Here is a 25,202-nt window from a genome sequence, read left to right on the forward strand (position 1 = left end):
CCATGCTCGTCCGGCGACGGATATAACAGTTACAGGTTTCGGGGAACGGTCGGCTACCGGACGCCGTCGACTTCGAGCCAGGGGACCTCGACGAGCGCCGGGATGTGTGTCTCGACGTGGTGTTCCCAGACGCCTTCTTCGCCGAAGGCCTCGCCGTGGTCAGCGGTCACGACGACCGTGCCGTCCAGATCTTCGACGAGTTCGACGACCGACTCCAGCGCGATCCGGAGGTTCTCCTCGTAGAGGTTCATCGCCGCGCCGCGCGTGCCGTCCTGCAGGACCGCGCGCGGACCGAGTTCCAGCCACAGCCCCATCTTCTGGGCGAGTTCGACGCCGTCGAGCGCGCCCTCGACCGTCCGGCGGACCCCGCCGACGGCCGAGGAGATGACGCCGTCACCGTCGGAGTGGTCCTGTGCGCCCTGTCGTTTGATGCCCTTCTGGATCTGCTTGAGTTTCTGGCCCTTGCCGCGCGAGAGGTACGGCGCGTGGGGTTGCATGTAGTGAACCACGGTTCGGTCGGCGGCCTCGACGGCGTCCCGATTGGCGAAGAAGGCTTCGTTGAGGCTGTCCGGCGGGACCGTCTCCAGGTCGTCGTCCCAGCCGGACTGCCAGACGTCGAAGATGTTCGCGATGTGCTCAGAGGCCGTCCACGTGTAGCCGGCGCTCGCTCCCCACTTGAGTTCGTTGAGCGGGATCCCCAGATCGTTGATGAAGGGGTTCCCCGAGAAGTACGCGAGGTCATGCACGTCGGTGAACGTTTTCGAGGCCCATTCGGGGGTTGAGGAGCCGATGCTCGTTCGCTTTTCGAGGTCGCCCTCGAGGTAGTCCTCGTAGACGTCGCTGAAGACATCGTACCGGCACGCGTCCAGCACGACCGCGTAGTCCCAGTCCGATTCGAGGAAGTCGTGGTCCGCCATCGATAGACGGTAGTTGGTGCGTGCGTATCTATTTCTTTGGTTTCACAGCCCGAGCCCTCTCTCTGATGTCACGATCACGCCGATACGGGTTCGGCGTTCGGGATGGCGGCGAAGGCGGCCTCGACAAGGCTGCTCACCTCTTCAGCGATTGGTTCGACTGCCTCGTTTTCGGTAATCGTCAGCACCGCCGTCGGATCGACGACGCTGACACCGGTCTCGTCGCCGTCCGTCTCGTAGACGACGACGTTACACGGCAACAGGGCACCGATCTCGAACTCCACGTCGATCGCGTCGTACGCGAGCGGCGGGTTGCACGCTCCGAGAATCCGATACCGGACGTGTTCTTTGTCGAGTTTCTCCTCGAATGCCGCCTGCATGTCGATATCGGAGAGGACTCCGAACCCCTCTTCGGCGAGCGCGTCAGTCACGATCTCGATCGTTTCGTCGAACGGTGCGTCGACTCGATACTGGTGGGTATAGGGTGCCATCGTCCACTAGACGAGCTGAGCACTCATCAACCCTCCGTGCAGGTCAATCGTTGCCGGGAACCGACGAACCGTTGCCGCGAGGCTGCCGGGAAACGGAGATCGAACGGGCAGAAGCAGCGCCGATCAGGCGTAGCGTTCGAGTTCGGGCCGGTCGAGTTCCTCGAGCACGTCCTCTGCGATCGAATCGAGCAACTGGCGTCCCTCGGCGGTGACCACGCGACCGTCGTTGGCCTCCGTCTCGACGTAGCCGGCGTCTTCGAGCTGCTGGAGCGCGGTGCGGATGATCTTGCGCGAACCGTCGCTCTGGCTCGGGGGTCGGACCTGATAGCGGTTGGAGCCGCCCTTGGTGTTGCCGTAGGCGGTCGCGAGCGATCCGACGCCGACGGGGCCGTCGACGGCGACCTTCCGGAGCAGGCTGGCGGCGCGACGCGCCCAGAAGTCGTCCTGCTCGGGCGGCAGTTCGCGGTCGACGCCCGTAGTCGTGAACTCGATCCAGTCCGGTTGCTCGAGGTCGTCCTCGTCGAGTCGGTCCGCGGCGGCCTCGATGAGGTCCTCCGCGGGGACATCGTAGAGTGTCGTCATTGAGCGTTCATACTGTGGTCGGTCATTTAAGCACATCGTCTCGTGCCCGTGACTGCCGATGTCGATCGGCGGTCGAGACCTACCCGTGACCCGGATAGTCCCGCTCGAACCGGGCTTCGATCTCGTCGGTATCGATTTCGATCAACACCGGGCGACCGTGCGGGCAGGCGTAGGGGTTCTCACAGTCTGCGAGCGCCTCGAGCAGCGAGACGACCGACCCGTCGGTCAGCGAGGTGTTGGCCGTCACCGAGGGATAGCAGGCCAGATCGGCCAGCAGTTCGTCGGCGACCGCCTCGACTGTCCCGGCGGCGTCGCCGTCGCGCTCGACGAACGACGAGAGGACGTCCCGGACGAGTTCCGGCCCGCCGGCCTCCGCGATCAGCGCCGGGACCGTCCGTACCTCGATCGTCCGGTCGTCGATCCGCTCCGCCTGAAACCCCAGTCGAGACAGCGCCTCGGTGAACTGCTCGAACAGCGCCGACTCCCGGGCCGTGAGTTCGATCTCGACGCTGTCGGCCAGCACCTGTGTCGTCGTTTCCCCGAGGAACTGCTCGCGGAGCCGCTCGTAATTGATCCGCTCGTCGGCCGCGTGCTGGTCAATCAACACCAGTCCGTCGTCGGTTTCCGCGACCACGTAGCTGTCCTCGACCTGTCCGAGCACGCGCATCGACGGCAGCGAATCGAACGACTGCATCGCAGGATCGTCGTCGCCGAACCGCCGCTGTTCGGTCGCCATCACCGTCGGTGCCGCGTCCGGCGTTTCCGCGCTCCTTTGCTCGGGTGTCTCCGACTGCGTGGATGGCTTATCGGGCGATTCCGGTCGTCCGAATGGCCGATCTTCCGACTCCGATCGTTCGGCCGGTCCCGACCGTTCGGGCGTTCGGTCCGTCGATGCCGTCCCGACGGACTCGGACACGCCGTCGTCGCTCGTTGCTGTCGGTCGCTCGTCCCTCGGGTCTCCGTCGCGCACGGCGCTTGATCGCTCGCCGTCTCCGTTCGCGTCCGCCGTCGTCGAATCGGCTGCGTCGGCCCGGTCCGATCGGCCCTCGGTCCGGTTTCCGGGGTCGATCTCGGTCTGTTCCGGGGCGGACTGGCCGCGGGGCGCGCGCGTCCGGAGCCCGCCCTCACGACGGAGCGCCGCTTCGACGGCCGCCGTGATCTGCTCGCGGACGCCCTCGGCGTCGGCGAACCTGACCTCCATTTTCCGGGGGTGGACGTTGACGTCGACCAGCGAGGGATCGACCTCGACGAACAGGACGGCAAAGGGGTACCGGTCGCTCGCGATCTGGCCGCCGTAGGCCTCGATCACGGCTTCACGGACGGCGTCAGCGGTGACGAACCGCCCGTTGACGTACGTCGAGAGGTACTCCCGGCTCGCGCGGTTGGTCTCGGGATGGCTGACCAGCCCCGAGATGTCCTCGAGCGGCCCCTCGGGGACGGCCGCCCCGTCGATCTCGATCATCGCCTCGGCGACCTCGCGCCCGTAGACGTCCAGTACTGTCTCTTCGAGGTCCCCGCGTCCGGTCGTCGCAAAGACCTCCCGACCGCCGTGTTCCAGCGCCACGGCGACATCGGGGTTGGCGAGCGCGTAGGCGGTCGTGACGCTGTTGACGTGTGCGAACTCCGTGGCCTCCTGGGCGAGGTACTTCCGGCGGGCGGGCACGTTGTAGAACAGGTCTTCGACCTCGACGGTCGTCCCGACCGGACACCCGGCCGGCTGGACAGTTCCGACATCGCCGCCCTCGACGGTTATTTTCGCGCCGCGATCGGCACTGTCATCGCGCGGACGGGAGGTGATCGTCAGCCGGGAGACCGCGCCGATCGCGTGGAGCGCCTCTCCGCGGAACCCGAGCGTCGCAAGTCCAGCCTCGAGATCGTCGATGTCCCGGATCTTCGAGGTCGTGTGCTGTCTGACCGCACGTTCCAGCGCCTGCTCGTCCATCCCGATACCGTCGTCGCTGACGCGGATCGACTCGGTGCCGCCGCTCTCGACGGCGACGCGAACCCGCGAAGCGTCTGCGTCGAGACTGTTCTCGACCAGCTCCTTGACGACCGAGGCGGGTCGCTCGACGACCTCGCCGGCGGCGATCCGTTCGACGGTCGTCGGATCGAGCTCCCGGATCTCCTGGGGCATTCGTGGGCTCGTTGGGAAGCGACGCTCTTGAGATTGGCGGCTATGATCGTGGTTGCTGTAACGATTTACCGATGTGACCGCACGTCGTCGTGCGGTCGACCCGGAACAGGCGTACAGCAACCACGATGAGAAACCGCACCGATCAGTCGTCCGCGGCGACCGCTTTCCGCGGGCAGGCCACGACGCCCTCGACGACGATCCGGACGCCGTCGTCGTATTCGGCGTCGAAAGCGGGTTCCCAGCCGTGGGCGCGGGCAAGCGCACGGAAACTCGGCAGCGCCATCCCCGCGCTGGCGGTCGGTACCGACTCCTCGAACTCGAAGAACGTCTCTGCGCTGGTTCCAGTCGGACGGTCGCCGTTAGCCTCGAAAATCAGCGCTCCGTCCTCGAGCGTGACAGTCACCGACGAACTGTCGATCGCATCGGCGAAGACGAACGCCCGGTGTAACAACTCCTCGAGGCGGCTTTCGTCGGCCTCGAGGGCGCTCTCACCTTCCAGTTGCACGTCGAGTCCGTCCGCATCGACCCGTTGCCGGGCCGTCTCGGCGACCCCGCGCAGTTCCACCGGTTCGGTCTCCTCGACGGACTGGCTGTATTCGGCCAGCATCGACAGGTCGTCGACGATATCGCGCATTCGCTCGCTCGTCGTCGCGGCCGTCGAGAGCGCGCGCGAGGCCGCCTCTGGGTCGCGTTCGACGTACTGCTGGGCGGCCTCGACGTTCCCGGCGACGATCTGGAGGGTGTTGCGCAACTCGTGGCGGATGCCGACCGCCAGCTCCTCCAGTTGGTCGTTGTGACGTTTCAGCTCGCGACGCTGGCGCTCGATCCGGGTGACGTCGGTCAACACGAGCATCCGTCCGTCCCCGGTCGGGCCGAGCGAAAAGTCGCTTCGGGTCACCAGGAAGTGACGCGTCTCGGCGTCGATCCGAAAATCGAGGACGGTCCGCTCGGCACCGAGCGCGTCCGCGAGCGGTTCGACGCGCTCGACGTGCTCGCCGCGCGCGTCTTCGAGGCCGGGGACGATCCGCGCCGCGGCGTCGTTGAAATCGCGGATCCGATCGTCGTCGTCGAGGAAGACGACCGCGTCGTCGACATCGGCCGAGAAGTGGATCGCCAGGAACTGCTCCTGATACAAAAAGAGCGCTCCTAGCGCGAACGCGGCGACGCCGAACGGCGCGTGGATGATGTTGACGAGTTCCGGAATCGAGTACGCCGCGATATCGAGCACGACTGGAACGGCTGTCAGCGACGCGAGCGCGGCGACGATACGGGTATCGTGATCGGATTCGGCGAACTCCTCGAAGAGCATGAACAGCCCGATCGACGCCAGCGCGTAGGACAGTCCTGTCACCGTCCAGTGGAAGATGCCCTGCTGGATGACGAGGTGGGTGAACCCGTCGTCCACGAGGGTCGCGTTGTAGTACGCGTGGTGAATCGGGTTGGTGAGTTTGACCGCGACGACCGCGAGATACGTCGCGAGACCGGCGCGTCGAAAGGTCGGATCGCGGTGGTACGTGCGACCCGTGTACGCTGAAGCGAAGTACAGCCACGCCCAGACCGTCGAGAAGCCGAAGACGAGCCCGATCAGGTAGGCCGTGTTTTTCAGCTGGAAGCCGGGTAACAACAGCACTGCCGTGTGCGCCCCGGCCCACGCGCCGCTTCCCGTGAGCAGTCCCATCATTCCGACTCGCGTGTCGCGGTCTTCGATCTCTCTCGCTCGAAAGAGGCTCGCGAAACACGCCAGCGACGTGAACGCGAACGCGATAATATACACGAGATTCGACAGAGCGATCACGGCCAAACAATATGGCGGCCCGGATAAATATGATTCCCCCGACGGGGACACCGTTCCCCGCATTTGATAGTGATCGGGAGCGATAGCCGCGACCATGAGCTTCGAGCACTACCCCGACGAGGTCGAGATCGTCGAGACGAACTTCAAGACCGACCAGCAGGAAGACGCGGCCGAGACGATCGCCGACGAGTGGCCGGTCGATCTCGACCGGCTCGCCGAGGAAGGCCAGCACGTCAAGATGTTCTACAAGCAGGTCCTCGAGCAGTTTCTCGGCCCGGCGGAGGAGGACGCAACTTTCGCACAGCTCAAAGACGAGTACGGCAGCATGGAGCAGTGGGCCGAGAACGGCGACGCCGAATCCGACGCCGAGGAGGTGGACGTCCCGGACGCCGACGACATCCTTGGCGTCGGCGAGAGCGACGACACGAGCACCGGTATCGAGCCGGACGCCGACATGAGCGACTGGTCGACGGAAGCGTCGCCAGCGTCGGATAGCGAGGCTTCGTCGTCGAACGTGGACGCAGCGGCCGTCGAGACCGCCCCGGACGGCGTCGATGCGAAGCGCCGTGCGTGGTTCCGGGCCGGCTTCCGGGAAGGCGTCGAGTTCGCGCTCGAAAACCCCGACCTGTTTCGGGACGAATGATCACAACCGTTGTCATACGGTCGGTTGTAATACTGGTGGCTATAACATTTCCAAATGATCTGGTACGACGGCGTGCCAGATATCTTTACGAACTTATAGCCACCAGTATAAGTCTGTTCCAGATCGATCGCATCCGTTATGCGATCGTACCGGTAAATCGTTACAACCGACCGTATCAAACCAGCAATGGGTTTTTGACCGCGACACGCCTGCAAAGTGTGTGGACGCTCTCGACCCGGACGACGACGACGTATTCGAGGCCCAGCGCGAGCGCGTCGAGCGGCCGATGGCCCGGTTGTTCCGCGAATACGGTCGTGAGAACAGCGGCTACTTCGGCGTCGGGCTGTTCGCCAGCATCGTCGCGCGAGTGCTGGATCTGCTCCCGCCGCTGTTTCTGGGCATCGCGATCGACGCGATCATCCGACAGGAGACGGCGTTCTCGCTACTCTTCGTCCCGGACGCCTGGATCCCGAGCGCGCCGCGCGACCAGCTGTGGCTCGCCGCCGCCATTGTCGCCGGAGCCTTTCTGTTCGGTGCGGCCTTTCACTGGGCGCGCAACTGGGGCTGGAACAACTTCGCCCAGCACATCCAGCACGACGTCCGGACCGACACCTACGACCAGATGCAGCGGCTGAACATGGACTTCTTCGCCGACAAGCAGACCGGCGAGATGATGTCCGTGCTCAGCAACGACGTCAACCGCCTCGAACGGTTTCTCAACGACGGGATGAACGCGGCGTTCCGGCTGATTGTGATGGTCGTGGGTATCGCCGTGATCCTGTTCTCGCTCAACTGGCAACTGGCGCTGATCGCGCTGGTCCCCGTGCCGCTGATCGCCTTCTTCACGAAGCGGTTCATCGAGACGATCCAGCCCAAGTACGCCGACGTGCGCTCCTCTGTCGGCGCGCTCAACTCCCGACTTGAGAACAATCTCGGCGGTATCCAGGTCATCAAGAGTTCCAACACCGAATCCTACGAGTCGGACCGCGTCGACGACGTCTCGCGGGATTACTTCGACGCCAACTGGGACGCCATCGAGACGCGGATCAAGTTCTTCCCCGGGTTGCGGGTCATCTCGGGCATCGGGTTCGTGCTCACCTTCGCCGTCGGCGGCTACTGGGCGCTGACCTACGAGACGACCGGGGCCGCGCCCTGGCTGTTCAGCGAACCGCTGACGACCGGGCAGTTCGTCGTCTTCATCACGCTGACCCAGCGGTTCGTCTGGCCGATGGCACAGTTCGGACAGATAATCAACATGTACCAGCGGGCCTACGCCTCCGCCGAGCGGATCTTCGGACTGATGGACACGCCCGCACGGATCGAGGAGGATCCCGACGCCGATCCGCTGGACGTGACCGACGGGCGCGTCGTCTACGACGAGGTCACCTTCGGCTACGATTACGAGCCCCCGGAGGGACCCCGCGACGACCCCGAGGGCGAGTCGATCGTCGAGGACATCTCCTTCGAAGTCGAGGGCGGCGAGACCATCGCGCTCGTCGGTCCGACGGGCGCGGGCAAGTCGACGATTCTGAAACTCCTGTTGCGGATGTACGACGTCGACGCGGGTTCGATCACCGTCGACGGGACGGATCTGCGAGCGGTGACGATCCCCAGTCTTCGCCGGCAGATCGGCTACGTCAGCCAGGAGACCTTTCTGTTCTACGGGACCGTCGAAGAGAACATCACCTACGGGACGTTCGGCGCGAGCCGCGAGGCGGTCGTCGAGGCCGCGAAGATGGCCGAGGCCCACCAGTTCATCGAGAACCTCCCCGACGGCTACGAGACGAAGGTGGGCGAGCGCGGCGTGAAGCTCTCTGGCGGGCAGCGCCAGCGGATCGCCATCGCCCGCGCGATCCTCAAAGACCCCGAGATTCTGGTGCTCGACGAGGCGACCAGCGACGTCGACACCGAGACGGAAATGCTCATCCAGAAGAGCCTCGACGAGCTGGCGGCCGACCGGACCACGTTCGCGATCGCACACCGCCTGTCGACGATCAAAGACGCCGATCAGATCGTCGTGGTCGAGGACGGACGGATCGTCGAGCGCGGCACTCACGACGACCTGCTCGCCGCGGACGGGCTCTACGCGAACCTCTGGGCGGTTCAGGCCGGCGAGATCGACGAACTCCCGCGGGAGTTCATCGAACGGGCGGCCAGACGTCGGTCACGCGTCGACGCCGAGGCAGGTGACGACTGATCGTGATTGCTGGACCGGGTTGCCGGTGCGACCGCACTACTTCGTACGGAACAGACGTACAGTAATCTCGATGCCGGGAGACGACCCGGCGGCCGTCAGAACGCCCCCGGCGCGACGACGGACACGAGAACCGTCCCGCCAGTGCCAGAATCGCTGTGCTTGCTATGTACGTGATCCGTTTGGCCGGGATACTGTAACCTATTGGTTCGATATTAGCAATAACAAAAAACACTCGATGCAGGGGATGACATCCGAATATAATTGGTGGGTATATTCGGACAGCGCAGCAATGACGCTTTTCAAATATGGCTCGTGACGGTTCGGAACGTCGTGTTCCGCGATCACTCGGGGGCGTAGTAGTATTCGCCGGCCTGTTTCTGTTCGCGGTCGAGGTTGCTCCCGGATTTGTTGATCCGCGGACGGCCGGTGCGCTCGTCCCGGCGGAAGGTGACGTCGAGGTTCGCGAGGAACTCGTTCATTCCCTCGCGCATCCCTTGCGGTTCGGAGGCGTGACCGCGCTCGGCCGGTTCACCGTCGAAGACCAGCAGTCGGTCGGAGAGCAGGTCGATCATGTAGATGTCGTGGTCGATGACCATCGCCGTCGCGTCGTGGTTTTCCGCATAGCGACGGATCGCGCTCGTCGCGAGCACGCGCTGTTCGACGTCGAGGTGTGCGGAGGGTTCGTCCAGCAGGTAGAGGTCGGCGTCTTTCGAGAGACAGGCCGCGATGGCGACGCGCTGGCGTTCCCCGCCGGAGAGATCGGTGAGGTTCTGCTCCATGATTCGGTCCAGTTGCAGCGGCTGGGCGATCTCGGTGTTCCAGTAGGAACTGCCGAACTCGTCGGTGATCGAAGCGAGGAACGCGTCGACGCGCATCGGCTGGTCGATCTCGACGTACTGGGGCTTGTAGGCGATATCGAGCCGGGCGTCGATCTCGCCCTCGTCGGGCTCGAGCCTGCCCGCGAGCAGTTTCGCGAAGGTCGATTTCCCGATCCCGTTGGGACCGACGACGCCGAGCACTTCGCCCTCGTGGATCTCGCCGCCGGCGACCGACAGCGAGAACTCGCCCTCGCCGTAACTTTTCTCCAGCGCGGGGTACTCGACGACCGACTGGCCGCCGGCGACGCTGCGGGGCGCGTGCTGTTCGAACTCGATGGCGTCCTGGCGGATCCGCATGTTCTCGTTATCCAGATAACCCTTGAGGTACTCGTTGATCCCGTTTTTCGTCGACTTCGGATCGGTGATGACACCGAACGCCCCGGGTTCACCGTAGGCGACGTGCAGGGCGTCCGCGAGCAGATCCAAGATCGCGAGGTCGTGCTCGACGACCAGCATCGATCGGTCGCCGTCCTCGGCCAGTTCCTGAATGATCCGGGCGGCGGTCATCCGCTGGCCGATGTCGAGATAGGGCGTGATCTCGTCGAGGAAATAGAAGTCGGCGTCCCGCGCCAGCGCCGCCACGAGCGCGACGCGCTGGAGTTCCCCGCCCGAGAGCGTCCCGATGTCCTGGTCGACGACCGGCCCGATCCCGACCCGCTCGATCAGCGCGTCGAGTTCGCCCCGCTCGTCGGTCCGCTCGAGCAACTGACGGGTTGTCCCGTCGAACTGGTCGGGGATCTGATCGACGTACTGGGGCTTGCGGGCGACGGTCACGTCGCCGTCGATCAGCGCCTCGAGGTAGTCCTGCAAGGCGGTCCCGCGGTACTCCTCGAGGACGGCGTCCCAGCCGGGATCGGCGTTGTACTCGCCGAGGTTCGGCGTGAGTTCGTCCGCCAGGATGTGGACGGCAGTCGTCTTCCCGATCCCGTTCGGACCGAGGATGCCGGTCACGCGCCCGTCGCCTGGCGCGGGCAGGCCGTACAGCGAGAAGGCGTTCTCGCCGTAGCGGTGGATCGGTTCGTCGTCCAGTTCCTGGGGGAGGTTGATGATCTCGATGGCGTCGAACGGACACTTCTCGACGCAGATCCCGCAGGTCTCGCCCAGGCAGATCTCCTCGGAGATGCGGACCTGATCGGGCCCGCCCTCGAACGGTTCGTCCTCTTCGTATGCGTCGCCGCGCGTGACGATGCACTCCTTGCCCGTCCGGTTGGGCGGACAGAAGTTCATACACTCGTAGTTGCAGCGGTCGGGCTGGCAACGGTCGAGGTCGACGACGGCAATGCTGTCATCAGCCATTGGAAGTCACCCGGTCAGACGGCAGACGCGGTGAGAATCAGCGTCCAGGAGACGAACCACAGCGAGAACGTCATGAACGCGACGTACAGGTAGTCTTTCGTGCTGAACTCCTGGGTGTCGACGCCCAGGGCCTGGAGGATCGGGACCTGGACAGCTATCGCACCCAGCACGACGAACACGTTGACCCGTCCCGAGGGGTCCGCCCCGAGGCCGTACTCGGAGATCAGCGCCGCGACGATCCCCATCAGGGAGGCCAGCGTGGTCACTGTCACGCTGCGGACGTGACCGGTCAGCCCGTCGGCCGTCTCGGTAGCCATACCCCACTGTCGGCTACCCGAAGTGAAAAGCCGTTCGTTACGGGTCGGATCGATGGCCGACTAGACTCCGGAATCGATTGCCTCAATATTTATACGGGGCGGGGCCCTCCATTCAGCCAATGACAGAATCCGACGGGGAGGAGATCACGGATCTGCCACCGAGCGCGAAGCTCGTATTCAAGGTTCTCGAATACAACGGCCCGCTCACGCAGAAGGGTATCGTCGAGGAGTCGATGCTCTCAGCCCGGACGGTCCGGTACGCGCTCGAACGCCTCGAAGAGGTCGGGGTCGTCGAGGAAGACGTCTACTTCGCCGACGCGCGACAGAACCTCTACGAGCTGACGCTCGATGATTCCGACAAGTCCGAACAGGCGGTCTCCGACTGATTATCGCCGCTGTTCGTCGATCCGAAGACCTGGGTGCCAGCGATCCGCGCCCGCCTTCTCGGCTGTCCCGTCCATCGCCGCGAGAAGCGAGACCGCCTCGCTTGCGGTTTTCGCGGCCTTTCGCTCGCCCTCCGTCCGGAACTCGCCGGTGACTCGGTTGGCGTAGACCGTGCTGACCGCGCCCGCCCGGAGGCCGTACAGCGACGCCAGCGTCAGGATCGAGCTGGCCTCCATCTCGAAGTTGAGCACGTTCGCGTCCCTGAGTTCCGCGACCAGTTCATCGCTGTCCCGGGCCTGAAACCCCTCGAATCCGGGTCGTCCCTGCCCGGCGTAAAACGAGTCCGTCGAGCAGGTCACCCCGACGTGATAGTCGTAGCCCAGTCGCTCGGCGGCCGCGATCAGCGCCGAGACGACGGCGTGATCCGCGACAGCGGGGTAGTCCTCGCGGACGTATTCGTCGCTGGTCCCCTCCTGACGGACCGCGCCCGTCGTGATCACGAGGTCGCCGACCCCGGCTTCGGGCTGGATCGACCCACAGGACCCGACGCGTATCAGCGTCTCGCTGCCGACGCGCGCGAGTTCCTCGACCGCGATGGCCGCCGAGGGACTGCCGATCCCCGTCGAGGTAACCGAGACGGGCGTGCCGTCGTAGGTCCCCGTCGCCGTCCGGTACTCGCGGTGGTCGGCGACGACCTCGTGGTCGTCCCAGACGTCGGTTATCTTCGGGACGCGATCCGGGTCGCCGGGAAGCAACACGCTGTCAGCGACGTCGCCGGGTTCGACTTCGAGGTGGTACTGTTCGTCGTCGTTCGGGTCCTCCGCGGGATCGGGTGTCATCGGTCCAGATGAGCTGCCGTGATCGTGTTCGGGAGCAACTCGCCGAGTGTGTAGGTACTGTACCCGTCGTCGCCTTCATCGCAGTGGATTGCGAGGTCGTCACCGCAGAACTCCGCCAGCGTCTGTCGACACATCCCGCAGGGCGTGACGCCGTCGCGCTCGCTGGACGCCACCGCGATCGCGTCGAACGCCCGGTGACCGGCCTGGACGGCCTTGCTGATCGCCAGCTCCTCGGCGTGAACGCTGTTGGAGTAGTTGGCGTTCTCGATGTTACAGCCCGTGAAGACGGTCCCGTCCGCCGTCCTGATCGCCGCGCCGACGCGGTACTCCGAGTACGGGGCGTACGAATCGGACAGCGCGTCTCGCGCTCGCTCGATGAGGTCCTCCATGGCTGCCCCTCGGCGTCCACCGGCAAAGAGGCTGGGTATCGATACGAGACAGAGGGTCCGACGTCACCGGGAGTTTTTCGTCTCGCACTTCCGTAACCCGCCTGCAATGCGACGATTCGCCCTCCGAACGAGCCTGATTAACAGCATCACCCCACCGACGATGGCGACAGACGGTGCGAGGCCGATCGCCAATTCGTCCAGACGCTGAAGGGGTTGCCGGGGAGCACTGCGATCGACACAGAGGGCGAGGATCACTATACCCAGTGATATCTCCTATCGTGGATGGGGGGAATCGAGCAGCACTTCCGGCAGCTACTCCGCTCTCGTTGCCCTATCGGCACAAGAGACAAGCCATCATAGCGTGGATCGGGACGTATGAGTGACTCCAGCGGGCGACCGTGTCCACAATGTGACCGACCGATGTATCATCGCCACTGCAAGTACGTCTGTCCGGTCCACGGCGTCGTCTTCGACTGCGCGGACACGTTTTATTGATCGATCGCCGGCCCGTCGAGCACGCCGCGCCGCCGGAGGTGGCGGTATGCGGGCCCGCTCAACAGCACGACGCCGAGCAGCGTCGCCGCCAGCAGCAGCGACAGGGTCGATCCGGCCGCCTCGAGCGCGAACGTCCGCATCGACGCACCGGCAAGCACGGTCGCGACGACCCACGGCGTCTCGCCGAGTGCCGTCCCGAGCGCGTAGCGTCCGACGGGGACCTCGGCCAGTCCGGCCGCATACGAGACGGCGTCCGCGGGCATGGGAACCAGGCGCGCGGCGATCAGTCCGCGGAGGTCGCCGGTCACCTCGACTGCGGAGCGACCGAGTGCGTGCAGGCGCGCGAGCGGCCCGCGCTGGCGGGGTGCATATCGCGCGAGCAAGTACGGCGGCAGGCACGTATAGACGGCACCGGCCAGCCCGATCGGGATCCCCACCGCGGGCCCGTAGACGAACCCGACCAGCAGCGACAGCGCCGAGATGGGCCACAGCACCAGCGACCGAACCCCGTAGAGTCCGACAAGCGCGAGCGCGAACAGGACAGGCCGATCGGCTGTCCCGGCGAGCGACGCCAGCGCCCGCTCGGGCGAGACCACGAGGACGCCGAGCGCGCCCGTCGCTGCCAGCGCGAGCCCGCCCGCCAGTTGGATCCGCACCTGCCGGTCCATCACTCGACCGTGTTTCTGCCAGCGAAATACGCCTTGTGGTCGTGTCTTTCTTGCTCGCGGCGGTCGTTGTCCCGACGTGGACTCCGATCCCGTCGAACTCGGCGTGACACTGCTCGCCCACCTCGAAGACGAGTCGCTGTCGGTCGCGGAGGCGATCGACCGCCTCGAAACCATCACGACCGACCCCCACCTCACAAGGGAGATCCTCGACACGGCCGAGTTGCGCGGGATCATCGAGCGCGAGGAGGGGCTGATCCGCACGCGATCGGACTCGTTCGTCCGCTTCGAGAGACAGGTCGTCTCACGGGAGGGCGACTTCGAGTGTCGACGCTGTGGCTCGCCGCTGTCAACCGGCTACTTCATCCAGTTCGAGACCGGTGAGCTCGGCCCGTTCGGCTCCTCGTGCATCCGGAAAGTGACGGGTCGAGAGTGACTCTTTCCGCGCGAGTCACAGTCCGTAGACGAGTTTCTCACCGGTGTCCAGCCCGTTTCGCAGTGCGGCGTGTATCCTGGCCTCTCCCGGGACCCAGTCACCGACGAAATACAGGCCGTGATCGGTGGCCGAGTCGATCGGCCCCTGCCGAACTGGCTCGTCGGGTAACGCGTAGCGCCAGCCCTGGTGGTCGGTCCAGTCGGGCTCCCGGAGGCGTTCGTCGTCAAGCAGGTCCACCGTCAGATCGATCAGTTCCGCGACGTTGGTCTCGGGATCGCGCTCGAAGTGTCGCTCCGACCAGTCCTGTCCGGCCTGGACGACCAGCAGCGACTCCCCGTCGGGGACGTGGCCGGGCTTGCACTCCTCGCGGGCGATCCAGCCGATCTCGTGTTCCGCGTCCGTGTTGATGACCGCATAATAGGGCCGGTCCAGCTCGAAGGGATAGTGCAGGACCGCGGTCCAGACGCTGCGGTAGGGGACAGCATCGATTGCCTCGAGGAGGTCTTCGCGCAGTGGATCGTCCCACTCGGCCGTCCGCAGGAGGTCGGCGGTCTGGGGAGCCGGCGGGTTCACGACCAGCGCGTCGAACGGCCCCCACGACTGCCCGTCGGCGTCGGTCAGCCGCCACTGTTCGCCCTCGCGGTGGATTCGGTCGACACGAGTGTTGCGATGGACGGTCGCGTCGGTTCGATCGAGCAGGCGCTTGGCGATCTGTGTCAACCCGGCCTCGTAGCTCCACTTGCGGTCGTCGCTGTCCCGGCCGGGGCCGATCTCGCCGTCGCGCTCGTAGGCGTAGATCGGCCCCCGGGTGTCGACCAGCCCCTCTGTGTCCATCGTCTCGGTGATCAGCTCGGTCACCCGGCTGTCGCGGTCCTTGAGGTAGTTCGCGCCGTAATCGTACGTGACTGGACCCCGCCGGCGAGTGGCCGCACGACCGCAGAGACCACCGGACTTCTCGAGTATCGTCACTTCGACGTCCTCGCGGGCCTGATCGACGACGTGCGTCGCGGCTGTCGCCGCCGCACCGGCACCGACGACTCCGATCGTAGTCATGCCCGCCCGTTAGGATCGGATCCACAAAACTGCCAGCCTCGAACGCGCTCGCGGTCGAAAGTTAACGAACGATAGTCGGAGACGGCTCGAAACGTTCAACACTGCGACCACGAATCGGTGAATATGGCTCGCAGGTTTAGCATGGACCGTCGCGCGTATCTCAAGACAGTCGGAGCAGTCGGTGCAGCGTCCGCAATTGCGGGTTGCTCCGGCGGCTCCGACTCCGAGACGCTCGTTCCCGGAACGAACGCCGCGTTCGCGCCGTTCGAGTTCGAGGAGAACGGCGATATCGTCGGCTTCGACATCGACCTGGCCGAAGAAGCGATCGACCGCGCCGGCTACGAGGCCGGCAGCTGGTCGGATCTCGAGTTCGGCTCGCTCATCCCGTCGCTGAACAACGGCGATATCGATCTCATCGCGGCCGGGATGACGATCGAACCCGACCGTCAGGAACAGATCGACTTCACCGATCCCTACTGGGAGTCGAACCAGTCCGTGCTCGTCCAGTCGGACGGCGACTTCCAGCCCGAAGGCGAGAGCGACCTCGACGGTGCGAGCGTGGGCGTCCAGGGCGGGACGACCGGCGAAGGGGAAGCCGAGCGCCTCCTCGAGGAGGGCGTAATCGCCGAGGACGACCTCGAGCGATACCCCAACTACGTGCTGGCCGTCGAGGACCTCGAGGGCGGTAACGTCGACGCGGTGATCGTCGACCAGCCAGTCGCGAAGAACTTCTCGGCCGAGCGCGACGTCTCGGTCGCGTTCGTCATCGAGACGGGCGAACAGTTCGGCATGGGGATGCGCACGGACGACGACCGGCTCGCCGAGATCAACGACGCGCTCGCCGAGATCCGCGAGGACGGGACGTACGACGAACTCGTCGCCGAGTGGTTCGAATAGGACTGATGTTCGGGATCGTGACCCCCAGCGTTCGGGCGGACGTCGCGTCGAAGGCCAGCGTTCGGCTCGACAGCGCGTTGCAGACCGCCGGCCAACTCGATAGCGTGCTGCAGGCCAGCGACTGGGCGTTCGTCGCCGCCAACTGGGAGTACCTGCTTGCGGGGACGGCCGTGACGATCCTGCTGACGATCACGAGCCTCTCGCTGGGCTTTCTGGCCGGGTTCCCCGCCGGGGCGATCGAGGTCTACGGTTCCGGTCGAGTTAGCGAGGCCGTGAGCACGCTCGGCGTGCTGCTCCGCGGGACGCCGATCGTCGTGCTCGTCGTGCTGTTTCACTACGGGTTGCCGCTGCCGCGGTTCGGGTCGGTCCCGTGGCTGGAGATCAATCTCACGGCGTTTCTCTCGGCGACGCTGGCGCTCGGATTTAGGAGTGGCGCATACCAGAGTCAGGTGTTTCGCGGCGCGATCGAGTCGATCGACGACGGACAGACCGAGGCCGCTCGCTCGGTCGGGATGAGCAAACGGCAGGCGGTCCGCCACATCGTCTTCCCGCAGGCGCTGCGACGCTCGCTGCCGGGCTTTCAAAACGAGTTCACGATCGTCCTCAAGGACACGAGCATCGCCTTCGCGATCGGGCTGGCGGAGCTGTTGACCCGCGCAGAGAGCCTCTACCTTCAGCCCGGCAAGGGCACGGCCGTGATGGAAGTCATCCTCACGATCACGGCGATCTACTTCGTGTTGACCTTCGCGACCAACCGGTCGCTGGACGCGCTTCACGACCGCTATTCGATTCCGGGTGGTACGGAATGAGTCTGCTACGCTTCGAGGACGTGTCCAAGTCCTACGGCGACGAGGAGGTACTGCACGACGTCAGCTTCGAACTGGACGCACGCGACGTCGAAGTGATCGTCGGTCCGAGCGGGTCGGGCAAGTCGACGCTGTTGCGGTGTGTCAACCGGCTCACCGAGATCGACGGCGGCGCGATATACCTCGACGGCGAGGACGTCCACGCGATGGACGAAAACGTCCTGCGACGACACGTCGGGATGGTGTTTCAGGACTTCAACCTCTTCGCTCACCGGACCGCCCGCGGGAACGTCACGCTCGGGCTAACCGAGGTGCTGGGACTCTCGGAACGGGAGGCCGACGAGCGCGCCGAACAGTACCTCCGGCGGGTCGGTGTGGCCGATCAGGCCGAGTCGTATCCGGCGGAGCTGTCGGGCGGGCAGAAACAGCGCGTCGGAATCGCCCGCGCGCTGGCGATGGACCCCGACCTCATGCTGTTCGACGAACCGACCAGCGCGCTGGACCCCGAACTCGTCGGCGAAGTGCTCGGGGTCATGCGCGACCTCGCCGACGACGGGATGACGATGCTGGCGGTGACCCACGAGATGGGCTTCGCCCGCTCGGTCGCCTCCCGGCTGACCTTCCTCGAAGACGGTCGGATCGTCGAGCGCGGGCCGCCCGAGCGACTCTTCGAACAACCCGACCACGACCGGACGCGCGAATTTCTCGGCGAACTGACTGAACTCCACCGATGAGCGTCGACGAAACCGAACCGGCCGCGGTCGGCGAGCTCCCCGGGCGACGACGCGCGGTCGTGCTCGCGGTCGGGGCCGTCTTCTGGGCGTGGCTGCTGGCCCGCTGGGCGTATCACAACGCGGTGCTGGACGGTATCTTCGGGGCGCTGGGCGCGCCGGACCTGATCCGCTCGGAGGTCGCCGTGATGAGCCGCGAGCCGTGGCTGTCGCCCGCTCCCCTCGAATCGGCTGCCGATTCCGTGGCGTCGTCCGGCCTGCCGGAGGTCGCAACCGGCTGGCCCGTCTGGCTGCTCGATCTCGCCGCGTTCGCCGTCGAGAGCGCGCCCGCGCTGGCCGAGGGTGCCTACGTCACGGTCTATCTCACGATCGCGTCGATGCTGCTCGGGCTGGTGGTTGCCGTGCCGCTGGCGGTCGCACGAGTCTACGGCGGGGCCACACTCAGTCGTCTCTCGCTGGCGTACACGGAGTTGATCCGGGGGACACCGTTGCTCGCACAGCTGTTCCTGCTGTACTACGGACTGCCGCTCACGGGCGTGATCGGCAGCATCGGCCTCGTCGGGAGCGGATCGATCCCGGGCGCGGCGGTCTTCGTCGCGATCCTCGGGTTCACGATCAACTCCTCGGCCTATCAGTCGGAGTACATCCGGTCGGCCCTGCAGTCGGTCGACGACGACCAGCTCGTCGCCGCCCGGTCGGTTGGGCTCTCGAAGTGGGGCGGGATCCGACACGTCGTCCTGCCACAGGGGTTGCGGTACGCGATCCCCGGCTGGACCAACGAGTTCGTCTATCTCATCAAGTACTCCGCGCTGGCGGCGTTTATCACCGTGCCGGAGCTGTTCGGTCGGGCCGAAATTATCGGCTCGGACACGTTCCGCATTACCGAGATCTACGTGATCGTCGCGGTGTTCTACCTCGCGCTCGTGCTGACGGCCGCGCTCGCGATGAAACGGGTCTCCGCTGCCGTCGCGATCCCCGGCGTCGGGCAACACGAGGGCGATCGGTGATCGGAACAGTCGTTCCGACTTCCGCGATGAGGTTCTCACTGCGACAGATCACTCACCGCCGTAGCAACACCGCAACCGGCACGAGAAGGAGCGCTCCGGCGACGAACGGCGACCAGTCGACGACCACGTAGGCGGCGGCAGCGAGCGGCGGTCCGACCGTCCGCCCGAGGCTTCCCGCACCCTGCGTAACCCCGAATGCGGCCCCCTGTGTGTCGTCGGTGGCACCCCTCGAAACGAGCGCCGCGAGCCCGACCGTGATTGCGCCGTTTCCGAACGAGGCAAGCGCCCCGAATGCGAGCAACACGACGAGTCCGCCGGTCACCCATCCGGGACCACCGGCGGCGATAGAGTCCGTCCCCGCCAGCGGAGACACAGCGAGCAGAACGAGCGCGAGAAACAGCGACGTCACACCGCCCCGGACGACGTGTCGGACGCTGAACCGCCGCGAGAGCCAGCCGATGAGCACACCCTGGTTGACGATGCCGAGCGCACCGATGTAGGCGAGGAACATCGCCGCTTCGGTCGCGTCGTATCCGAAGGCGTCGGCCATAAACGGGACGAACATCACGGTGACGCCGGCGAACGCGAGCGAGGTCAGAAAGAACGCGACGACGAGCGGCCGGAGGGTCGCGTCGGCGAGTGGCGTCCGGAACTGACCGACGAACGACACGCGCCGTGCCCGGATGCGGGTTCGATTCGGCTCTTTCAACACGGCGGCCGCCGTTCCGAGCGCGAGAAACGAGAAGCCCGCAGCGGCAAAACTCGGCAACGAGAACGGCGTCACCGGGACGAACCCTGGCAACACGGTACGGGCGGTCGACACCGCAGTGTCGCTGGCCAGCAGACCGCCGATCGCCGGGCCGAACACGAAACCCAGACCGAAGGCCGCGCCGACGAGACCGAGTGCGCCGGTCCGGTCAGCCGGTGACGTCACGTCGGCGATGTACGCCTGTGCGGCTGCGATGTTTCCGCCGGCTGCGCCGGCCAGCAACCGGGCACTGAACAGGACGACGAGACCGAACGTCACCCCCATGGCCGCACCGATCTCCGAAGCGAACCCGAAGACGACCCAGGCGATCCCGGAGACGCCGACGGACAGCATGAGAACCGGCCGCCGTCCGCGCTCGTCGGAGATCCGGCCGAGCACCGGTGCGGCGACGAACTGCGCCAGCGAGTACGACGCCGCCAGCAGACCGATGAAGACGTCGCTCACGCCGAACGAACGGACGTAGAAGGGCAGAATCGGGATGATGATACCGAAACCGAGCAGATCGATAAAGACGATCCCGACAACGACTGCGACCCGGCGACGTGTTCCCGACGCGGGAACCGGCTCCGCCTGTCCGCTCGTCGCTGCCTGACTCGAGGCCACACTATGGACATCCGTACGCGATCATATACGGATGTCGGATCCCGCACCTGCCCGTGCTTGGAGGGGCTTTCGTCGATGGCCGTTTCGAGTCGAGGGGGACGGTACTTCAGGCTGTGAAGACGCCCGAGGGAGATAAAGAGGGAACGACGCGACAGGTCGAATACGGGCATGGGTGAATCGCTGTATTCGCTACTGGGTGTTCGGGAGGACGCGGATCCGGAGACGATCCGCCGGGCGTATCGCGAGCGGGCCAGCGACGTGCACCCGGACGTCAGCGACGCTCCGGACGCGACCCGGCGGTTCAAGCGGCTCACGGTGGCCCGCGACACGCTCGTAGACGAAGACGAGCGGGCCAGATACGACCGACTGGGTCTTCTACCGGAGCCTCCCGTCGCAGTTCGCGATCGCCGGTCTGTTCGCCACGGTCGGCCTCCTCGTGACCGCGGTCGCCGCGACTGTCCTGCACCTCGTTTCGATCGTGTACACGTGAACGTCGCGGCCTGGATCGGTCAAACGGCTCTTTGAGCTACAGGAACCGGATTATAGGTGGCTTCGCTAGAGGCGCACATGTCGATCCAACGGTTGCTGCCGTCGAGGCTGGACCCGGCTCCGCCGGAGGAGCCCAGAGTCTATAGCCTCGACGCCCAGGACACCCAGGACGCGCTGGACGCGCTGTCGGCCGACACGGCACGAACGATGCTCTCGACGCTGTACGACCAGCCCCGCTCCCCGACCGAACTCCGGGAAGAGGTCGGGACCTCGCTGCAGAACGTCCACTATCACCTCGAAAACCTGCAGTCGGCGGGGCTCATCCGTGAGGTCGGCACCCGCTACTCCGAGAAGGGAAACGAGATGTCAGTTTACGGGCCGGCCAGCGAGGCCGTCGTCTTCGTCGCCGGTGACGACGACAGCGAGTCGCGGCTGGAGCAGTCTCTCGCCCGGGTACTGGGTGCCGTCGGACTACTCGCCGGTGGGAGTCTCGCGTTCGGTGCGGCGGTCGAACGCTGGCTCGCGCCCGACCCCGAGCCGACCGAACCTGCTGGACCGGGAATCATGACCGAATCCACTCAGACCGCAGCCGAAACCATCAGTGCCGTCGACCCCGCGCTCGCGTTCTTCCTCGGCGGCGCGTTCGTGCTCGCGATGGTCGCCGGGTGGGGACTGCTCCGATCGCGATAGCGGCCCATCACGTTCGATACAGGTAGAATCCCGTCGCGTCCGCGACTTTCGCGCGATCGAAATGGCAAACGGTATGCTACTCCGGTCGAAACGCCAACGCGTATGGACGTACAGTCCATCTCCGAACTCGATCCGGCGGAGCGACGCGCCCTGTTCGAACGCGATGCGGGGCTCGAAGAGATCCGCGACGACGTCGCGGAGATCGTCCATCGCGTGCGCGAAGAGGGCGACGTCGCGCTCCGGGAGTACTGTCGGAAGTTCGATGATGTCGAGGTAGGAAACTTCGACATCACGGACGAGGCCGAGCGGGCCTACGAGTCGATCGACGACGACGTCCGCGAGGCCATCGAGACCGCCGCCGACAACATCCGGGAGTTCCACGAGCATCAGGTCCGCGAGGACTGGTCCTACGAAACTGAGGGGCGGGAACTCGGTCGCAGGTTCTACCCGCTCGACAGTGCGGGCGTCTACGCGCCGGGCGGCACGGCCGCATACCCCTCGAGCGCGCTCATGGGGATCGTCCCCGCGACGGTCGCCGGCGTCGATCACGTCGTCGCCGTGACGCCCCCGGCCGAGCAGATCAACCCGGTCACGCTCGCGGCGATCCACGCCGGCGGCGCCGACGCTGTCTATCAAGTGGGCGGTGCACAGGCGATCAGCGCGATGGCCTACGGGACCGAGTCGATCGACAGCGTCGACGTCATCGTCGGCCCCGGCAACCGGTGGGTGACAGCCGCGAAGGCCGAGGTTCGCGGCGACGTGAAGATCGACATGCTTGCCGGCCCGAGCGAGGTACTGGTACTCGCGGACGGGACAGCCGACCCCGAACGACTGGGCGCGGAGATGATCGCGCAGGCCGAACACGACCCCCACGCCGCCGTCGTGACTGTCACCGACGACGTGGACCTCGCGGAGGCCGTCGTCGAGGAGATCGACGCACAGACAGGCGATCGCGACCGCGAGGACATCATCCGTGAGGCGCTGGCAAACGAAGCAAGCGGCGTGTTCGTCGCGCGTTCGATGAGCGAGGCGGCGCTCTTTGCCGACCAGTTCGCCCCCGAGCACATCTACGTCGAGGCCGACGACGAGGACGCCCTGCTCGATCGGATCGAGAACTACGGCAGCGCCTTCCTCGGGCCGCACTCGCCGGTCGCCGCTGGCGACTACGCCAGCGGGACGAACCACGTGCTTCCGACCGACGCACAGGCACGGCTCGCGAGCGGGCTGTCGGTCGATACGTTCGTTCGCTCGGCGACCGTCCAGCGACTCTCCGAAGACGGACTGGCCGAACTCCGGGAGACGATCACGACGCTCGCCGACCGGGAAGGCCTCGAAGCCCACGCCCACAGCGTCGACGTTCGGTTCGACGAGTGACGGAATGGCGCGGTTCCGTTCGCGCGGAAAATGACGCGCCGGCTGACGATCCGCCCACGTCACTGACGACGAGTGCTGTGTGATCGACGACAATGAACGAAGACCATCCGATCGCGCGGGTCGAACCACTGCTGTTGATCGCTATCGGTGGGTTCGTCGGCGCGACGCTCCGGTATGCCGTCTCGGCGGCGTTGCCGGGCGGGTTTCCCTGGGGGACGCTGGCCGTGAACGCGCTGGGGAGTTTCGCACTCGGGCTGTTGCTCTACGAGGCGCGACTCACGGACCTGCTGAGCGCGGAGACGCGACTCACCCTCGGAACCGGGCTGCTGTCGTCGTTCACCACCTACAGCACCTTCGCGGTCGAGACGACGGCGCTCGACCCGGCAATGGCGCTGGTCAATGTCGGCGCGAACTACGCGCTCGGGTTCCTCGCCGTGATCGCGGCCCGCGCTGTCACCCGGGGGTCGCTGCCGTGACCAGCCCCGCCGTCCTCGTCGGCGTCGGCGGCGTTCTCGGCGCGATCGCCCGGCATCTCGTCGGCGCTCGAATCGAGACTGACACCGCCGACACGTGCGCCGTCAACGTTCTGGGAAGCGCCGCGCTCGGGTTGCTCGTCACGGTACCGATCGGATCCGGACTGACGTCCGTGTTCGCGACGGGATTCTGTGGCGCGTTCACGACGTTCTCGTCGTTCGCCTTCGAAACCATACGGCTCTACGAGACCGGCCGCCGGCGTCGCGCGATCGCCAACGCCGTCGGAACGCTGAGCGCGGCACTGGTCGGCGTCGCACTCGGGGCCGGCGTCGGGCACGCCCTCGGAGCCGTGCTGTGAGACGGACGACCGGGCTGACTTGCCGAGCCTGTCGCTGCCGACAGCATCAAGCGGGCGGAACCATCACACTCGTGTATGGATCCCGAGCAACTGCGTGCGGACATCCCGGCGCTCGAACGCGCCACGTATCTCAATACCGGCGCGTCGAGCCCGAGCCCGCGTCGCGTCGTCGAGGCGATGACGGACTTCGCGGCATATTTCGAGTACGAGGTCCCGGCCGGCGAGGGCGTCTACGAGGTCGGCTGGGAGACCTACGAGGCCGCACGGGAGACGATCGCCGACTTTCTTGGTGCCGACGCCGACGAGATCGCGCTCACCAGAAGCACAGCCGACGGGGTGAACCTGCTCGCCTGCGCGATCGACTGGCAACCCGGTGACGTCGTCGTTCGAACTGACCTCGAACACCCCGCCGGAATACTCCCCTGGGACCGGCTGGCTGATCTCGACAGGATCGAAGTCCGCGTTCTTGAGACGGAGGACGGACGGGTCGACCTCGACGCGGTCGCGGCCGCCGCCGAGGACGCCCGGCTGTTCGCGGTGAGCTCGCTCACCTGGACTCACGGGACGCGCCTGCCGATCGGGGAAATCGCCGACATCGCGCACGACGCCGGTGCGCGCGTGCTCGTCGACGCGGTCCAGTCGCCCGGCCAGTACCCCGTCGACCTCGACGACTGGGGCGCGGATTTCGTCGTCGGGGCCGGTCACAAGTGGCTGCTCGGTCCCTTCGGGAGCGGCTTCGCCTACGTCGACAGCGACGCGATCGACGAACTCGTGCCGCGCCGGATCGGCTACCGCTCGGTCGAAGAGCCGACTGACCCGGAGTACGCGTTCAAAGACGGGGCGTCCCGCTTCGAGGTCGGCACCGCCTCGCCGCTCCCGCACGTCGGCCTGTCCGAGGCGATGGATCTCCTCGAGGAGATCGGCGTGAAGACCGTCGAGGCGCGGATCGAGCGTCTCACCGACCGACTCAAGGACGGCATCGACGATGAGCGACTGCTCAGCCCCCGCGAGTACGAGTCCGGGCTGGTCACGTTCCGCGTCGACGACCCCGAAGCGACCGTCGAGCGTCTGCGCGAGCGAGGCGTGATCGTCCGGTCGCTGCCGTACCCGAAGGCCGTCCGAGCGTCGGTCCACGCGTTCAACACGGCAGACGACATCGACGCCCTGCTCGAGGGGTTGTAGTCGCGCCCGGGAGCGCGATTCTTCGGAAACCATCACCGCCAACTCGCAGTTGAAGTTTCCCCGGCACACATCATCCGCTGATGGATTTCGATGCGCTCACAACGGCCGTCGCGTTCGTCGCACTGATCGCCGTCGGCGTCGGCGGTGCCTCGATGTCGCCGATGTCCCTCGAAACGACGCTGGTGATGGTACTGCCGTCGGCAGCCGTCTTCGGCGCGATCGTGCTGGTACTGGGTGTCAAGCACGGCGAGTACCGCGCCCGGAACGTATAGCCCGCCTCTCTGACGGAGCGAAGATTGAATCTCACCGATCCA

Annotated in this window: 28 protein-coding genes; 16 read left to right on the forward strand and 12 right to left on the reverse strand. The window is 65.9% G+C overall.

The annotated features are described in order from the left end of the window. Positions 1 to 53: 53 nt before the first annotated feature. The 5 genes from HSR122_RS07925 to HSR122_RS07945 form a co-directional block, all read right to left on the reverse strand. Entirely contained in the window at positions 54 to 917 is an 864-nt protein-coding gene (locus tag HSR122_RS07925) for a hypothetical protein (protein WP_229109044.1), read from the reverse strand. 74 nt (positions 918 to 991) lie between these two features. Further along, a complete protein-coding gene (locus tag HSR122_RS07930; protein WP_229109045.1) occupies positions 992 to 1,405 on the reverse strand; it encodes a DUF302 domain-containing protein in 414 nt (137 codons plus the stop codon). A 123-nt stretch (positions 1,406 to 1,528) separates the two neighbouring features. Further along, positions 1,529 to 1,987 (reverse strand): 30S ribosomal protein S19e, encoded by a 459-nt coding sequence (locus HSR122_RS07935; RefSeq protein ID WP_229109046.1) that lies wholly within the window; start codon positions 1,985 to 1,987, stop codon positions 1,529 to 1,531. Positions 1,988 to 2,066: 79 nt separating this feature from the next. Continuing rightward, positions 2,067 to 4,121, reverse strand: a complete 2,055-nt coding sequence (mutL, locus tag HSR122_RS07940) for a DNA mismatch repair endonuclease MutL (protein ID WP_229109047.1) — start codon at positions 4,119 to 4,121, stop codon at positions 2,067 to 2,069. A 142-nt stretch (positions 4,122 to 4,263) separates the two neighbouring features. Then, the gene (locus tag HSR122_RS07945; RefSeq protein ID WP_229109048.1) at positions 4,264 to 5,916 is read right to left on the reverse strand and encodes a histidine kinase N-terminal 7TM domain-containing protein; all 1,653 of its coding nucleotides are present in this window, start codon (positions 5,914 to 5,916) and stop codon (positions 4,264 to 4,266) included. A 94-nt stretch (positions 5,917 to 6,010) separates the two neighbouring features. Between HSR122_RS07945 and HSR122_RS07950 the strand changes: the two genes are divergently transcribed. Together HSR122_RS07950 and HSR122_RS07955 are read left to right on the forward strand one after the other, a co-directional pair. Beyond that, on the forward strand, positions 6,011 to 6,559 hold the full coding sequence (locus HSR122_RS07950; RefSeq protein ID WP_229109049.1) for a hypothetical protein: 549 nt from the start codon (positions 6,011 to 6,013) through the stop codon (positions 6,557 to 6,559). Positions 6,560 to 6,845: 286 nt separating this feature from the next. Continuing rightward, positions 6,846 to 8,756 carry an ABC transporter ATP-binding protein gene (locus HSR122_RS07955; RefSeq protein ID WP_394355560.1) on the forward strand — a complete coding sequence of 637 codons (1,911 nt, stop codon included), beginning with the start codon at positions 6,846 to 6,848 and terminating at the stop codon, positions 8,754 to 8,756. Between the two features lie 341 nt (positions 8,757 to 9,097). Here HSR122_RS07955 and HSR122_RS07960 read toward each other — a convergent pair whose 3' ends face one another. Further along, positions 9,098 to 10,930 carry a ribosome biogenesis/translation initiation ATPase RLI gene (locus HSR122_RS07960; RefSeq protein WP_229109051.1) on the reverse strand — a complete coding sequence of 611 codons (1,833 nt, stop codon included), beginning with the start codon at positions 10,928 to 10,930 and terminating at the stop codon, positions 9,098 to 9,100. A gap of 14 nt (positions 10,931 to 10,944) precedes the next feature. After that, the gene (locus tag HSR122_RS07965; protein ID WP_229109052.1) at positions 10,945 to 11,247 is read right to left on the reverse strand and encodes an EMC6-like membrane protein; all 303 of its coding nucleotides are present in this window, start codon (positions 11,245 to 11,247) and stop codon (positions 10,945 to 10,947) included. Between the two features lie 119 nt (positions 11,248 to 11,366). On the opposite strand from HSR122_RS07965, the gene HSR122_RS07970 reads away from it, so the two are divergent. Then, positions 11,367 to 11,633 (forward strand): winged helix-turn-helix transcriptional regulator, encoded by a 267-nt coding sequence (locus HSR122_RS07970; protein WP_229109053.1) that lies wholly within the window; start codon positions 11,367 to 11,369, stop codon positions 11,631 to 11,633. On the opposite strand, the gene HSR122_RS07975 is transcribed toward HSR122_RS07970, so the two are convergent. Together HSR122_RS07975 and cdd are read right to left on the reverse strand one after the other, a co-directional pair. Then, a complete protein-coding gene (locus HSR122_RS07975) occupies positions 11,634 to 12,470 on the reverse strand; it encodes a nucleoside phosphorylase (RefSeq protein ID WP_229109054.1) in 837 nt (278 codons plus the stop codon). After that, entirely contained in the window at positions 12,467 to 12,859 is a 393-nt protein-coding gene (gene cdd, locus HSR122_RS07980) for a cytidine deaminase (RefSeq protein ID WP_229109055.1), read from the reverse strand. Before cdd ends, HSR122_RS07975 begins: the two co-directional genes overlap by 4 nt. 375 nt (positions 12,860 to 13,234) lie before the next feature. On the opposite strand from cdd, the gene HSR122_RS14960 reads away from it, so the two are divergent. Continuing rightward, the gene (locus tag HSR122_RS14960) at positions 13,235 to 13,354 is read left to right on the forward strand and encodes an HVO_2523 family zinc finger protein (protein ID WP_324254637.1); all 120 of its coding nucleotides are present in this window, start codon (positions 13,235 to 13,237) and stop codon (positions 13,352 to 13,354) included. Here HSR122_RS14960 and HSR122_RS07985 read toward each other — a convergent pair. After that, the gene (locus HSR122_RS07985; protein WP_229109056.1) at positions 13,348 to 14,022 is read right to left on the reverse strand and encodes a TVP38/TMEM64 family protein; all 675 of its coding nucleotides are present in this window, start codon (positions 14,020 to 14,022) and stop codon (positions 13,348 to 13,350) included. The genes HSR122_RS14960 and HSR122_RS07985 overlap by 7 nt on opposite strands. Before the next feature lie 76 nt (positions 14,023 to 14,098). Between HSR122_RS07985 and HSR122_RS07990 the strand changes: the two genes are divergently transcribed. After that, complete coding sequence (locus HSR122_RS07990; RefSeq protein WP_229109057.1) at positions 14,099 to 14,455, forward strand: DUF5830 family protein; 357 nt, start codon at positions 14,099 to 14,101, stop codon at positions 14,453 to 14,455. A gap of 15 nt (positions 14,456 to 14,470) precedes the next feature. Here HSR122_RS07990 and HSR122_RS07995 read toward each other — a convergent pair whose 3' ends face one another. After that, a complete protein-coding gene (locus tag HSR122_RS07995) occupies positions 14,471 to 15,508 on the reverse strand; it encodes an NAD(P)/FAD-dependent oxidoreductase (RefSeq protein ID WP_229109058.1) in 1,038 nt (345 codons plus the stop codon). Positions 15,509 to 15,631: 123 nt separating this feature from the next. Here HSR122_RS07995 and HSR122_RS08000 point away from each other — a divergent pair, with 123 nt between their 5' ends. The 4 genes from HSR122_RS08000 to HSR122_RS08015 are packed head-to-tail and all read left to right on the forward strand — an operon-like array spanning position 15,632 to position 18,949. After that, positions 15,632 to 16,405 (forward strand): transporter substrate-binding domain-containing protein, encoded by a 774-nt coding sequence (locus HSR122_RS08000; RefSeq protein ID WP_229109059.1) that lies wholly within the window; start codon positions 15,632 to 15,634, stop codon positions 16,403 to 16,405. A gap of 5 nt (positions 16,406 to 16,410) precedes the next feature. Further along, entirely contained in the window at positions 16,411 to 17,214 is an 804-nt protein-coding gene (locus HSR122_RS08005; RefSeq protein WP_229109060.1) for an amino acid ABC transporter permease, read from the forward strand. Further along, positions 17,211 to 17,945, forward strand: coding sequence for an amino acid ABC transporter ATP-binding protein (locus tag HSR122_RS08010; RefSeq protein WP_229109061.1), 735 nt, complete (start codon positions 17,211 to 17,213; stop codon positions 17,943 to 17,945). The genes HSR122_RS08005 and HSR122_RS08010 overlap by 4 nt, the downstream gene beginning before the upstream one ends. Continuing rightward, positions 17,942 to 18,949, forward strand: coding sequence for an amino acid ABC transporter permease (locus tag HSR122_RS08015; RefSeq protein WP_229109062.1), 1,008 nt, complete (start codon positions 17,942 to 17,944; stop codon positions 18,947 to 18,949). Before HSR122_RS08010 ends, HSR122_RS08015 begins: the two co-directional genes overlap by 4 nt. A 52-nt stretch (positions 18,950 to 19,001) precedes the next feature. Here HSR122_RS08015 and HSR122_RS08020 read toward each other — a convergent pair whose 3' ends face one another. Further along, positions 19,002 to 20,321: an MFS transporter gene (locus HSR122_RS08020; protein WP_229109063.1), complete on the reverse strand. Its 1,320-nt coding sequence runs from the start codon at positions 20,319 to 20,321 to the stop codon at positions 19,002 to 19,004. Positions 20,322 to 20,489: 168 nt separating this feature from the next. Between HSR122_RS08020 and HSR122_RS08025 the strand changes: the two genes are divergently transcribed. The 7 genes from HSR122_RS08025 (at position 20,490) to HSR122_RS08055 (ending at position 25,160) form a co-directional block, all read left to right on the forward strand. Then, on the forward strand, positions 20,490 to 20,846 hold the full coding sequence (locus HSR122_RS08025; protein WP_229109064.1) for a DnaJ domain-containing protein: 357 nt from the start codon (positions 20,490 to 20,492) through the stop codon (positions 20,844 to 20,846). 42 nt (positions 20,847 to 20,888) lie between these two features. After that, the gene (locus HSR122_RS08030; RefSeq protein ID WP_229109065.1) at positions 20,889 to 21,500 is read left to right on the forward strand and encodes an ArsR/SmtB family transcription factor; all 612 of its coding nucleotides are present in this window, start codon (positions 20,889 to 20,891) and stop codon (positions 21,498 to 21,500) included. Positions 21,501 to 21,602: 102 nt separating this feature from the next. Continuing rightward, the gene (hisD, locus tag HSR122_RS08035; RefSeq protein WP_229109066.1) at positions 21,603 to 22,874 is read left to right on the forward strand and encodes a histidinol dehydrogenase; all 1,272 of its coding nucleotides are present in this window, start codon (positions 21,603 to 21,605) and stop codon (positions 22,872 to 22,874) included. Positions 22,875 to 22,966: 92 nt separating this feature from the next. Continuing rightward, positions 22,967 to 23,350, forward strand: coding sequence for a fluoride efflux transporter FluC (locus tag HSR122_RS08040; protein WP_229109067.1), 384 nt, complete (start codon positions 22,967 to 22,969; stop codon positions 23,348 to 23,350). Then, positions 23,347 to 23,706 carry a fluoride efflux transporter FluC gene (locus HSR122_RS08045; protein ID WP_229109068.1) on the forward strand — a complete coding sequence of 120 codons (360 nt, stop codon included), beginning with the start codon at positions 23,347 to 23,349 and terminating at the stop codon, positions 23,704 to 23,706. Before HSR122_RS08040 ends, HSR122_RS08045 begins: the two co-directional genes overlap by 4 nt. 75 nt (positions 23,707 to 23,781) lie before the next feature. Then, positions 23,782 to 24,888 (forward strand): aminotransferase class V-fold PLP-dependent enzyme, encoded by a 1,107-nt coding sequence (locus HSR122_RS08050; protein WP_229109069.1) that lies wholly within the window; start codon positions 23,782 to 23,784, stop codon positions 24,886 to 24,888. A gap of 80 nt (positions 24,889 to 24,968) precedes the next feature. Beyond that, positions 24,969 to 25,160, forward strand: a complete 192-nt coding sequence (locus HSR122_RS08055) for a DUF7333 family protein (protein WP_229109070.1) — start codon at positions 24,969 to 24,971, stop codon at positions 25,158 to 25,160. The last annotated feature ends 42 nt before the right edge of the window (positions 25,161 to 25,202 follow it).

It is taken from the genome of Halapricum desulfuricans, assembly GCF_017094525.1.
In the GTDB taxonomy this organism is placed as follows: Archaea; Halobacteriota; Halobacteria; order Halobacteriales; family Haloarculaceae; genus Halapricum; species Halapricum desulfuricans.